12 protein-coding genes and 2 pseudogenes are annotated in these 12,829 nt (G+C 42.7%); 11 read left to right on the forward strand and 3 right to left on the reverse strand.

What is annotated here, in order from left to right:
• Positions 1-63 precede the first annotated feature (63 nt).
• The 11 genes and pseudogenes from infB (at position 64) to V3C97_RS02595 (ending at position 10,946) form a co-directional block, all read left to right on the forward strand.
• Entirely contained in the window at positions 64-2,307 is a 2,244-nt protein-coding gene (gene infB, locus V3C97_RS02545) for a translation initiation factor IF-2 (RefSeq protein ID WP_009554891.1), read from the forward strand.
• A gap of 14 nt (positions 2,308-2,321) precedes the next feature.
• Positions 2,322-2,681, forward strand: a complete 360-nt coding sequence (gene rbfA, locus V3C97_RS02550; RefSeq protein WP_009554889.1) for a 30S ribosome-binding factor RbfA — start codon at positions 2,322-2,324, stop codon at positions 2,679-2,681.
• Between the two features lie 121 nt (positions 2,682-2,802).
• Positions 2,803-3,711: a tRNA pseudouridine(55) synthase TruB gene (gene truB, locus V3C97_RS02555; RefSeq protein ID WP_317294584.1), complete on the forward strand. Its 909-nt coding sequence runs from the start codon at positions 2,803-2,805 to the stop codon at positions 3,709-3,711.
• A 12-nt stretch (positions 3,712-3,723) separates the two neighbouring features.
• Positions 3,724-4,671, forward strand: coding sequence for a riboflavin biosynthesis protein RibF (gene ribF / locus V3C97_RS02560; RefSeq protein ID WP_338434389.1), 948 nt, complete (start codon positions 3,724-3,726; stop codon positions 4,669-4,671).
• 238 nt (positions 4,672-4,909) lie between these two features.
• A pseudogene (locus V3C97_RS02565) lies at positions 4,910-5,101 on the forward strand (Wzz/FepE/Etk N-terminal domain-containing protein); the annotation flags it as partial.
• Between the two features lie 17 nt (positions 5,102-5,118).
• Positions 5,119-5,907, forward strand: a pseudogene (locus tag V3C97_RS02570) (UDP binding domain-containing protein); the annotation flags it as partial.
• A gap of 186 nt (positions 5,908-6,093) precedes the next feature.
• Entirely contained in the window at positions 6,094-6,762 is a 669-nt protein-coding gene (locus V3C97_RS02575; protein WP_009554879.1) for a Crp/Fnr family transcriptional regulator, read from the forward strand.
• A 49-nt stretch (positions 6,763-6,811) separates the two neighbouring features.
• Positions 6,812-7,273, forward strand: a complete 462-nt coding sequence (locus V3C97_RS02580; protein WP_338434390.1) for an ArgR family transcriptional regulator — start codon at positions 6,812-6,814, stop codon at positions 7,271-7,273.
• Between the two features lie 75 nt (positions 7,274-7,348).
• Positions 7,349-9,421, forward strand: a complete 2,073-nt coding sequence (locus V3C97_RS02585; RefSeq protein ID WP_338434391.1) for a PBP1A family penicillin-binding protein — start codon at positions 7,349-7,351, stop codon at positions 9,419-9,421.
• 42 nt (positions 9,422-9,463) lie between these two features.
• A complete protein-coding gene (locus V3C97_RS02590) occupies positions 9,464-9,811 on the forward strand; it encodes a YlbF family regulator (RefSeq protein WP_027826173.1) in 348 nt (115 codons plus the stop codon).
• Positions 9,812-9,968: 157 nt separating this feature from the next.
• Positions 9,969-10,946: a 3'-5' exoribonuclease YhaM family protein gene (locus V3C97_RS02595; RefSeq protein WP_009554871.1), complete on the forward strand. Its 978-nt coding sequence runs from the start codon at positions 9,969-9,971 to the stop codon at positions 10,944-10,946.
• Between the two features lie 108 nt (positions 10,947-11,054).
• Here the strand turns inward: V3C97_RS02595 and V3C97_RS02600 are convergent, their stop codons facing one another.
• The 3 genes from V3C97_RS02600 to V3C97_RS02610 all read right to left on the reverse strand — a co-directional run bounded on the left by V3C97_RS02600 (position 11,055) and on the right by V3C97_RS02610 (position 12,816).
• Complete coding sequence (locus V3C97_RS02600) at positions 11,055-11,945, reverse strand: peptidylprolyl isomerase (RefSeq protein WP_027826172.1); 891 nt, start codon at positions 11,943-11,945, stop codon at positions 11,055-11,057.
• A gap of 145 nt (positions 11,946-12,090) precedes the next feature.
• Entirely contained in the window at positions 12,091-12,384 is a 294-nt protein-coding gene (locus V3C97_RS02605; protein WP_278838506.1) for a hypothetical protein, read from the reverse strand.
• A 3-nt stretch (positions 12,385-12,387) separates the two neighbouring features.
• Positions 12,388-12,816, reverse strand: a complete 429-nt coding sequence (locus tag V3C97_RS02610; protein ID WP_027826170.1) for an HIT family protein — start codon at positions 12,814-12,816, stop codon at positions 12,388-12,390.
• Positions 12,817-12,829 lie beyond the last annotated feature (13 nt).

The raw sequence follows: 12,829 nt of genomic DNA on the forward strand, positions 1-12,829 counted from the left end.
TTCCTGTCGACCGACTGGAGGACAGGCGAATCCGCGTAAGGTTACGATTAGGAGTGTGATCAGATGACTAAAAAACGCATCTATGAATTAGCCAAAGAGCTCAAGATGAGCAGTAAACAAGTAATTAAAATTGCTAAAGAGCAGGGGTTGACGGTGGGCAACCACATGTCAACTGTGAATGCTGGAGAGGAGCAAGTTATCAAGAAAGCAATGAAGGGTAATACTACTTCCCCAAAACAACAACCAAAATCAGAAAAGAAAGCACCGGCTAACAAGCACACTGAGCACAAGAAGCCAGTGCAATCTGCACCAAAATCACGGGATTTCCGCAAGAAGCATGAACAACCTGCAGGCCGCGACGAGCGCCGGGCTATGCGGGATGAAGATAGCAACCAACGGAACAACCGTGGTGGTAACGGCAAGTTCAACCGGAATAACAACTTTCAAAATGGGGGACGCAAGCGGTTCAACAAGAAAAATAAAAAGAACCGCCACAACAACCGGCAACAAAACAAGAAGCCAGTCCCACAAAGAAAGAACAAGCCATTACCAGAAACATTGGTTTACACAGTCGGCATGAATGTTGCTGAAATTGCCAAGAAAATCCACCGGGAACCAGCCGAAATTATCAAGAAGCTGTTCATGATGGGGGTTATGGTTAACCAAAACCAATCCTTAGACAAAGACACAATTGAATTATTGGCTGCTGATTATGGCATCAATGCCGAAGAAAAAGTTGAAGTCGATGTGGCTGATATTGATAAGTTCTTCCAAGATGAAGAAAAGAATACTGAGCATTTAGCTCCACGCCCACCAGTAGTAACAATCATGGGTCACGTTGACCACGGTAAAACTACTTTGCTGGACAAGTTCCGTCATTCCCACATTACTGATAGTGAAGCTGGGGGAATCACGCAACACATCGGGGCTTATCAGATCAAGCATGATGATAAGACAATTACTTTCTTGGATACACCAGGGCACGCAGCCTTCACTAACATGCGGGCTCGGGGGGCGTTCATCACTGACATTACTGTTTTAGTGGTGGCTGCCGATGATGGGGTAATGCCACAGACAATCGAAGCGATCAACCACGCTAAAGCAGCTAACGTGCCAATTATTGTGGCGGTTAACAAGATTGACAAGCCTGGGGCTAATCCAAACCACGTAATGGAACAATTGATGGAATATGAATTGATTCCAGAAGACTGGGGTGGCGATACAATCTTCGTCCAAATTTCAGCTAAGTTCGGCAAGAACCTGGATGAATTATTAGATATGATTCTTTTACAAGCTGAAATTCTTGAACTCAAAGCTAACCCAGACCAAAATGGGGCTGGTTCTGTAATCGAAGCCCGGTTAGATAAAGGGAAAGGTTCCGTAGCTTCCCTCTTAGTTCAACAAGGAACACTCCGGGTAGGGGACCCAATCGTTGTCGGCAATACCTTCGGCCGTGTGCGGACGATGACCGATGCGTATGGGCACAGTATCAAAGAAGCTACCCCATCAATGCCAGTGGAAATTACTGGTTTGAACGATGTGCCTGACTCAGGGGAACGGTTTGTTGTCTTTGATGATGAAAAGACAGCCCGGGCTGCTGGTGAAGAAAGAGCTAAACGGGCATTGATGAAGGAACGGTCTGAAACCCAACGGGTAACATTGGACAACCTCTTTGACACGATGAAACAAGAAGATATGAAACAGGTAAATGTGATCATCAAGGCTGACGTACAAGGCTCGGTTGAAGCTTTAGCTGGGTCCTTGAAGAAGATCGATGTTGAAGGTGTCCGCGTTAATATCATTCACCAGGCTGTTGGTGCAATCAATGAAAGTGACGTTACCTTGGCCGAAGCTTCAGGAGCAATCATCGTCGGCTTTAACGTGCGGCCAACTGTTGATGCCAAGAAACAAGCAGAAATGGATAAGGTAGATATTCGTTTACACCGGGTGATCTACCAAGCTATTGATGAAATCGAAAGTGCCATGAAAGGGAAGCTGGAACCAGAGTTCAAAGAAAAGATCACTGGTCAGGTGGAAATTCGGCAGACTTACAAAGTTTCTCGGCTTGGAACGATCGGTGGGGGCTACGTAACTGACGGTTATATTCGTCGGGATAGTGGTGTCCGGATTATCAGAAACGGGATTGTTATCTATGAAGGCGAATTAGCTAGTTTGAAGCGCTTCAAAGATGACGTGAAGGAAGTCAAGCAAGGGTATGAATGTGGTTTAATGATTGAAAACTACAACGATATCAAGGTTGGCGACCAAATCGAAGCATATGTTATGGAAGAAGTTCCAGTAGAATAGTCTGAGGTGACAGTATGGTTAAAGAACATCGCGTTGGACGGTTAGCCAAGGAAATCGAACGTGAAGTGAGCGATATTTTGCTGAAACGGGTGCGTGATCCGCGGGTTCAAGACATTACCATCACAGGGGTAGATGTTTCCGGGGACTTGCAACATGCAACTATCTATTACAGTATTTTATCCGACAAGGCTTCTGATGCGCAAAAAGCGCAACAAGGTTTGGACAAGGCAACAGGTTTGATTCGTGGAGAACTGGGACGCCGGTTAACAATTTATGTGACGCCGGAAATCAAGTTTGAACGGGATGAATCTGTCCGCTATGGCGACCGAATCGACCAATTATTAAATGATTTAAAAAAGAACAACTCATTTTAAAGTTACTTTAAGATGAGGTTACTGAGGAGTGTTGGATCCTTGTGCAGATCCAGCACTCCTTTTCAGTATCGAGAATGGTATAATAACAAAGATTTACCACGTGATTGAGGAGTGATGGAGAGTGGACGGAATCGTACCTTTGTTTAAAGAGCGCGGAATGACTAGTGCAGCCTGTGTTGCTCGGTGTCGGGGAATTTTTCAAACTCGACGTGTCGGCCATAGTGGGACATTAGATCCTAATGTTGATGGAGTTTTACCGGTATGTATCGGCAAAGCAACTAAGCTAGTAAATTATTTGATGGCGTCAGGTAAAATCTACCAAGGAGAAATCACCCTGGGTTTTGCTACTGAAACCGAAGACCTGGATGGAGCTGAAATCGCGCGGCAACCATTGACACGTCCGTTTACCACTACTGAAATCGTGGCTGCGATGGAACAGTTGGTGGGTGATATTGTACAGATTCCCCCAATGTATTCGGCTGTTAAGGTCAAGGGGAAACGCCTCTACGAGTATGCTCGGGCTGGCGAAAAAGTGGATCGTCCCCAACGGTTAATCCATGTTGATTATTTCAAGCAGCGACAAGTAGCGACTTTTGATTCACAGACTGGCTTACAGAAAATTTATTTTGAAGTTGGTTGTGGTAAGGGGACATATGTCCGGACTCTAGCGGTTGACTTGGGAAAGATCCTCGGTGTTCCAGCAGTAATGTCAGATTTAACGCGGCTGAAAAGCGGGGGGATCACTGTTGGTCAAACTCTAACTTTAGACCAACTCCAACAAGCTAAAGACCAAGACAAACTAGATCAAGTGCTCCTACCGGTGGCAACAGCTCTGCGGGACCTACCAGCAGTAGCTGTGACTTCAGATCAGTGGCGGATAGTTAAAAATGGGGGCTTTTTAGCTTTACCTGAATACCAGGATAAAACCAAGGTGACGCTGACTTACCATGGCAAAGTACGGTGTGTCTACCAATACGATACGCAACGCCAAGTCTTTCGACCAGAAACAATGATTGATTTGAGCGAATAAGAAGGTGATAGAGTGCGAATAATTCGATTAACTGATCCATATGACCAGGCGCAGATTCCTAATTCAGATGTTGTCTTAGCAATGGGCTTCTTTGATGGCGTTCACCGAGGCCACCAACGGGTAATCAATGTAGCTCGCAAGAAAGCTCACAATACATACCTGCCCCTAGCTGTATTGACATTTGATATCTATCCCAAGATTTTCTTTACAGATGTTACCAAGGATACCATGCGCTATTTAACGCTTAATCAGGAAAAAATTGAGCGGATGGAAGCGTTAGGAGTAGATATTTTATACATTGTTACTTTTGATGAAAATTTAGCATATATGCCACCGCAGGAATTTATTGATAAATATGCCGTTGCTCTCCGGGCACGTTACTTAGTCGCAGGGGCGGACTTTACTTATGGCCCCCCAGCTATTGCTACTATGCCTCTTCTGCCTGAGTATGCCCAGGGACGGTTTAACATTATGTGTGTCAACCACCTTTGTGATGGCGACCAAAAAGTTAGTTCAACCCGGATCAGACAGGCCCTAGCCACTGGACAGATGACGGAGGCCAACCGCCTATTGGGCTACCACTATCAGGTCCATGGCAAAGTTGTTCATGGTTTCCAGCGCGGTAGAGAGCTAGGTTTTCCTACCCTCAACGTTTTACCGTGGGCCCAGGAACGAATCCCTGGAGATGGGGTCTATGCTGTTCGCGTGTGTTTGGACGGTGAGAGTACTTGGTACCAGGGAATGGCGTCAATTGGCAATAACGAAACTTTCGGGAATGATCTTGCCCGAACTGTCGAGATCAATTTGTTCAATTTTAACCGTCAAGTTTATGGACGGCAGGTAACGGTTGAATGGATGTATTATTTGCGGCCAATGATTAAATTTGACGGTATTGATGAGCTGATCTGTCAATTGCAAGCAGACCGTGCCCGAAGTCGAAAGCTCTTAGCTAGTTTATAGATAGTATATTAACTGGTAAGCGGTATCAAAAAACTGTATAATTATTTGTGAATATGATTAACAGTTGAGTAGGTGAGCAAGATGGCACGTTTAAGTTGGCACAGAGATTACACAACGAATAGTTTATTTGGCGTGCATTGCACCAAAATAGTTCACTATTGCTTATTTTAATAAGGGATAGTGAACTTTTTTATTAGTGCACCTAGATAAGAGGGAACACAATGGTGGTGGAATAGGAATGAACACAAATGAATATAATGAAGTTGACTTATTAAATTTAATTGAAGCTTTACTCCACCGATGGTGGGTCATCATCGCGGGAACAATAGTGTGTGCTGTAATTGGCTATGTTTGGAGCGCCTGGGTCGTAACTCCAACTTATGTTTCAACAACTAAGATCTATATTACTGGAAAGCAAACAACACGGAATGGAAACTATAACGGGTCGACCACCCAAATCCTAACCGGATCATTGTTACAACAAAAAATGATCAACCAGCAACAATCACTAGGGCTAAAACCTTTGCAGACCTTTTACAGGCAGGGGCCTTGCGTAAGAATATCCCGGTTTTGTTCATGGGTTTAGCAGAAGCAGAGGCTACCAAACTTTTTGCTAATACTTACCTAGCTTTACGCGTAGCCTATTTTAATGAACTGGATACATATGCGGAGGTTCATGACTTAAACACGCAGGAGATTATTAAAGCTGTTTGCTTGGATCCACGGATCGGTGATTATTACAATAATCCATCTTTTGGCTATGGTGGCTACTGTTTACCTAAAGATACAAAACAGTTATTGGCCAATTATCAGGATGTTCCAGAAGAATTAATTGAAGCAATTGTCACCGCTAATAGTACGCGGAAGGATTTTATTGCTGACCAGATCCTCAAACGGACCGGTTATTATGACTATACTAATGATTTAGTGTACAGTTCTCAAAAGGAACGAGCAGTAGTGATCGGTGTTTATCGGCTCACTATGAAAACAAACTCGGATAATTTCCGTGAGTCTGCGATTCAGGGTGTGATCAAGCGGATTCGTGCTAAAGGAGCCAAAGTAATCATTTATGAACCATTGTTGGCACAGACGGATACCTTTTTTGGCAATCCAGTTATTAACAATTTGCAGCAGTTCAAAGAAATGAGTGAACTGATTATTACTAACCGGTATAGTGACGAATTGAGTGATGTGCAAGATAAACTTTATACACGGGATCTTTTTCATCAAAATTAGAAAAGTAACCAGCGGCTGGGAGAAACTTTTCACAGCCGCTTAGTTTATTTAGTACTAACTTTTTGCTCCCGATAAAAAGGATACGGGATGACGATGATATTTTCATAAAAAAAGAATGATATTTAAAGTATTTTATGTAAGCGCTATTTTTAATGTGATATAGTTACGCAAAAAGGAGGTGAAAACATGGATATTGCGGCTTCACTGCATGAAGCTGGTCTCAGTCAAGCTGAGTGTGAATACTTGGTAGCCAACTGTCCTTTAACAGCATACAAGCAAGGAACAACGATTGCTGACGAAGAGCTGGAAGGAAACCTTTTTTATGTTCTGAAAGGGTTAGTTAAAGTTGACTTATTGGAACAAGATGGCAAACCATTTTCCCGCTTTATTGCTACCAAACACTTTTTTCCTTTTGGGCGGTGTTGCCAAAAGAAAAGTTTCATTAAGAATCAGTATTACTTTATGGCTTGGACAGATGTGGTAGCATTGAAGATCAATCCCCATGCGTTGCGTGCGTTAGAAGCAATGAACCTGAGATGGAAACATGTATTATTTGAGGACTGCTTTTATCAGGGAACGATTAGCGAGGACATGACCTTAGCGGTTTCGCAGCCTGCTGCTCCTGATCGCATATGGATGACAATTTTGGCACTAGCCCACTATTTTGGGGACACCAGGCAAAGTTTTGTCTACTTACCACAGACTTTTACCCGGGATGTGATTGCTAATATTGCCAACTCTACTTTACCAACAATCAGCAAAACCCTGCGGGCTCGCGTTTGTGCCCAAGAAGCGTTAACCCGCCGCGGAGTGATTGCTGTTCGTCAGACTGTTCTGAAAAAGAAGTATGGTTAATGATATAATGGATTTTGGATATTTATGAAGAATAATGAATAGGAGAAAAATGATGAAGAAAGAAGAGCGGCAAGCCATAATTGAACGTGTAATTGTCCAAAATCGCATTGGAACGCAAGAAGAACTAATCAAAATACTTAAAGATCGGGGAATCAAGGCAACTCAAGCCACGATTTCACGAGATATTAGAGAATTACATATTACCAAAAAGGCTGACAATACCGGACAGGTACGCTATGTGGTCTATAAGCACCAACCAGCGGACCAGAGCGAACGCCTCTATAAAAGTATTAGAGATAATGTCAGTCGGGTTGATCAGGTACAATTTATGCTGATTGTCCATACGATTGCGCGTAATGCCAACGGCCTGGGAGCAGTCATTGATGATTACCAGATCCCGCATGTTTTAGGGACACTGGCAGGGTACGACACACTAGTCTTGATCTGCGATAGTGTGGAAAGTGCCAGTCAGGTAGGGAGTATGATTAAACAACATATGAAAAATGCTTAAGAATTTTCTTAAAATGCCCCTATCATTGAGAATGTGATAAAATAGGCAAAAACGAATAAAGGAATATTAAGGTTAATGAAGAATGTACCATGGTTAACAAATTTGTGGGAATTTATTAAGCGAAAATGGCATCGGTACCAGGTGACGCGGTGGTTGATAGTAGTTGGTCTAACGATCATCTTCCTCAGCTCGACTTACCTGGTTTTTGTTGCTAAAACGGCTGATGTTAAAAGTTTAAATTCTAAGCTTAAACAAACAACAACAATTTATGACCACAATAATAACAAAGCGGGGTATCTTTATTCCCAAAAGGGAACATGGGTCGATTTGGACCAGATTTCACCGCATGTTGAAGCAGCGGTGTTATCAACGGAAGACCGCAATTTTTATAAAGAATACGGTTTTTCAGTTAAAGGTATTGCCCGGGCTGGTTTGTTATATGTCAAAAACAAACTTCTCCACCGAGACTATATCAGTGGTGGGGGGAGCACCATTACCCAACAGCTGGCGAAAAATGCTTTCTTAACCCAACAACAGACTTTTTCGCGGAAAGCCAAAGAGATTTTTATTGCCATGCAGATTGAGAATACGTATTCCAAAAAGCAGATTTTAGCAATGTATCTAAACAATGCTTATTTTGGCAATGGGGTCTGGGGTGTCCAAGATGCAGCCCGCAAGTATTTCGGAATTAATGCTAGTCAACTAAGTGTTCCCCAAGCGGCCACCTTGGCGGGGATGCTGACTAGCCCTAATGGGTTTAATCCCAAAGACCATCCGCAAGCTGCAACGCAGCGACGGAATGTGGTTTTAAGTTTAATGCATGAAAATAACAAACTCAGTCAAGATGAAATGGTTCAATACCAGAAAACTGCGATGACTACAAGCGATCGCTACCAGTACAAATCAGGCTACCGGTACCCATATTTCTTCGATGCAGTGATCAACGAAGCCATTAATGAGTATGACCTATCTGAAAAAGATGTGATGAACGGAGCATACAAGATTTATACTACTTTGGATCAAACATACCAACAAAAGATGCAAAATGCTTTTGCAAATGATGCTCTTTTTCCTTACAACGCAACTGATGGCGCCCAAGCACAGGGAGCTTCGATCGCAGTTGATCCTAAGACTGGTGGGGTAATGGCGGTTGTAGGTGGTCGCTCAGGAAGTCATGTTTTCCGTGGCTACAACCGGGCAACGCAGCTAGTACGGTCTCCAGGTTCAACGATCAAACCATTAGCGGTATACACACCTGCTTTGCAGGATGGCTATCATTACGATTCAATGATTAAAGATGAATATCGTGCTTATGGGACTAATCATTATCAACCGCATAATTGGGATAATCAATATAGTGGTGAATTGCCGATGTACAAAGCATTAGCACTGAGCAAGAATACCTCAGCTGTATGGCTCCTCAATAAAATTGGGGTTAATGCTGGTTACAATTCGGTCAAAAAGTTTGGCTTGCCGGTAAATAAAGATGATAAGAATCTAAGTTTGGCCCTCGGTGGTTTGGATAAAGGGGTCTCACCGCAACAAATGGCAGGGGCATATACGGCATTTGCTGATGATGGCACGCGCCAGACGCCACATTACATTACCAAGATTGTGGACGCAACGGGAAAGACTATTGTTGATGCAGAACCAAAGTCCAAGCGGGTTATGTCTACTAAGGTGGCCAACCAAATGACTAGCATGATGCTAGATGTTTATGCAGCTGGCGGGACTGGATATACAGCCAAGCCTGATGGATATACTATTGCTGGTAAAACAGGGACAACCGAAAATACTGGTAAAGGTAACCAAGCTGATAAGGACCACTGGTATGTTGGCTATACCAAGGATATAGTGGTTGCCACCTGGGTTGGCTTTGATTCAAGTAATCATTCATTGCAAGATGAGGGAGTACGGGGTGGATCACTACTCTTTAAGACCGAAATGGAAGGTATTCTGCCGAATACCGCGCAAACCCAATTTGATGTTCAGTCAGCTTCAACTATGGCCAAAGCTAAACAAGCCAATAGCTCAGAGGGTGAAGATGTTTGGAATGAAATTAAGAACACTGGCGATAACTTGAAGAGTAAAGCTAAAGAGTGGTTCTCAAACAGCAAACAAATAATTAGTAACTGGTTTGGTGGTTAATCAATGTTATAATAAACGTAGTTACATTGAGGAGGAATAATCGTGGTTAATATTTACGATACGGCTAATCAGTTACAAGCTGACTTACGCCAAATTAAAGAATATAAAGAATTGCAAGCTGCTTTTGCGGCCTTGAAGGAAGACGAAGAAGCATATGCGGTTTTCCAAGAATTACGCAAAGCACAAGATGAATTACAAAAGCGGCAACAAGATGGCTCGTTAGCAGATATCAAGCCGGAAGAGGCCAAGAAGATGCACGAAATTGGACAAAAGGCAGCTTCATTCGATGCAGTTAAGCGCCTGATGGAAAAAGAACGGGCCTTGAGCGTGGTTGTTGATGACATTGAACAAGCCTTGTTCAAGCCAATCACTGAATTATACGAATCATAATAACAGTTACTCATATGGACGAATGGCCAAAGAGAGGGAGTGGAGAACAATTATGTCCACTCCCTCTCTTAAAATAGCAAGAGAAGTAGGTGCTGCTCTTGTCAGATGATGGTATGAGGCAAGAGGGGGAACTTTCTTGCATAGAGATGGAGGAAAAATGGCTGAAAAAAGATTATTTGACTACGCAGTGGGTGAACAAATTCACCTGCATGTCCTCCTTAAAGGAGTGGAACGGCGTGTTTCAAAAAATGGTAAACAATACTTGATTTTAACTTTTGCTGACAAATCAGGTGAAGTAATTGCGATGTATTGGGATCCAAGTTCTGAAGACTTAACCCAGTTGGTTCCAGGGGCAGTGGTCTTGCTAACTGGAAGTTTGATTAATTACCAAGATAACCGGCAAGTGCGGATTACGCGGCTGGAACCAGTAACGACGGGGGCTTATGCCGATCCGGGATTATACATGCCGACGGCTCCAGAAGCCCCCAAGGAAATGGCAAATGAGTTTAAAGAATATATTGAAGACATCACTGATCCTGATTGGCAAAAGATTATTTATGCGTTACTGCACAAGTACCAAAAAGACTTTTTTACCTATCCAGCTGCCAAGAAGAATCACCATGCGTTTGTAGCTGGCTTGGCTTACCATACTTTATCGATTTTACGGTTGGCTAAAGCAGTTACCCAACAATATCAACACGTCAATGCCTCATTGTTGTATGCGGGTGCAATCCTTCATGATTTAGGTAAGACGCTCGAGTTGAGTGGACCCGTTGGCACAGAGTATACTTTAGCAGGCAATCTTTTAGGACATATTGTTTTGGTAGACGAAGAAATCATCAAGGTTTGTGATGAGACAGGAATTGACACCAAGAAAGAAAACATCGTGTTACTGCGCCATATGATCTTAGCTCACCACGGGTTGTTAGAGTATGGTTCACCAGTCCGACCTCACCTCTTAGAAGCCGATGTATTGCACCAATTGGATGAACTGGATGCTTCAATTCAGATGGTACGGTCGGCATTGGAAAAGACTGAACCAGGAGAATTTTCTGGACGGATTTTCGCTAAAGATAATTTGAAATTTTACCGGCCCCAAAACTGGTCCGACCAGTCTGAGCAACAAGATGAATAATGTTTAAAACAAAAACCAGACAACAGCTCCGCAGCGGAGATTGTTGTCTGGTTTTTATTTGGTCATGAGAGTATCCCTCATGCTTATTTGTGGCTAAGAGTAACGAATTTAATTACTGCTTGATGAACTTGAAGTATAGTCTGATAAGACATTCTTCAGGTCGTTATCTTTAATGGAGACGTTCCCCTTCTTCAGGACCTTGGAAATAACTGATTGCAAAGTAGTCGTATCGTTCATTTCACTAGCGATAATTTGCTTCTTCAGTTCAGCAGTGTGATCAGACATCTTACCCTTGCCTGGATTCTTGATGGAGTAGATGATGTGATAACCATAACTAGTCTTGACAGGAGTTGTGGTGAAGGTTCCTTGCTTGAGGGCAAAAGCGGCCTTCTTGAAGTCATCATCTAAGTTAGTATCCGTATTGTCGAAAGAATCGAGTTTACCACCATTCTTCTTGCTAGATGAATCAGTGGATTTTTCTTTAGCTAATTTACTGAAGTTTTTGTAACTACCATCTTTTTGTAGTTCTTTAATGATATCTTCAGCTGTACTCTTCTTAGAAACTAGAATATGTGCCACTGTAATCTTAGGTTCATAAGACTTCCATTGACTCTTGAGCATTGAAGGAGTGATCTTAACGTTATCCTTAACCGCTTCTTGTAAGAGAAGGTTGGACCGTAATTGCTTCTTGAAAGCTGATTTGGTCAAGTCATTTTGTTGCAAGACACTGTTAAAGCTAGAACCATACTGGTCCTTGTAATTGGCATATTCTTTGTCAACGTCCTTGTCAGTGACTTTTTTACCGTATTCCTTTTCCAAGACTTTATTTAAGATCATCTGTTGCAATACTTGCTTACCAGATGAAGTCTTTTTCAAACTACTGTAATATTCACTTTCGGTAATCTTACCACCGGAAGTTGTAGCAACCGTTTTGGAGCAGGCTGCCAGGCTGACTGAAGCCAGGATAGTAGCACAAGCAACTAACCATTTTTTCTGCATAAGCATAAACACATCCGTTTCTATCTAAATTGTGAAAAGTAAATTTAATAACATGTCCTACTATACCACAGGACCAGAAACAGGAAGGGGGTAAGTAGTAATTAATTTAAACATTTTTTAGAAAGCGTCCTGACCTACAAGCGTATTAATGGAGCTTTGTTTCCAATGCTGTATTCCATTTTTCTATGGCAGCGGTATAGGCTGCAATTTTATCTTTTAATGGAAGCAAATCTGCTTGGGCAGTCACGACAGTTGCTAATAGACGATTAGTCTTGCCGCTGATTTGTTCCCAAGCAAAAGCCGCATGCTGGAGATCATTTTTAACTTGGTCGAACCCCAAATCTGTTGATCGCTGCTGTTTGAAGTGCCGCCATTCTAAATATCCCCAGGCACTAACACCACCGATAAACGTAAGGGCGATTTTGGTTCTTGTCCGCATGTGCTATTTTTCCAAGTGAGCTACAATCTTGGCAGCTAGTGCTTGGAGTTGTTCAGCGCTGTAATCAGCACTATTATCGCTGAAACGAATGGCAAAAGTATCTGCGCTAGAGTACCGGGGAATAATATGAATGTGGGAGTGGAAGACAGATTGGTAAGCCACTTCACCGTTATTATTAACGATGTTTAAACCTTTGATGGCTGGATCAGAATTTTTAACTGCTCGTGCGATCATAGGGAGCTTACTGAAAACCTTGCTTGCCAAATCAGCATCATATGCGAGAATATCAGCCACATGCTGCTTAGGTACTAACAGGGTATGACCAGGGGTAGTTTGAGAAATATCCATGAAGGCATACACATCATCATCTTCATAGATTTTGACACTAGGGATTTCGCCAGCAATAATTTTACAAAAAATACAATCGTTCATAAATGCTTCCTCC

Source organism: Ligilactobacillus saerimneri (assembly GCF_036689625.1).
Classification (GTDB): Bacteria; Bacillota; Bacilli; order Lactobacillales; family Lactobacillaceae; genus Ligilactobacillus; species Ligilactobacillus saerimneri.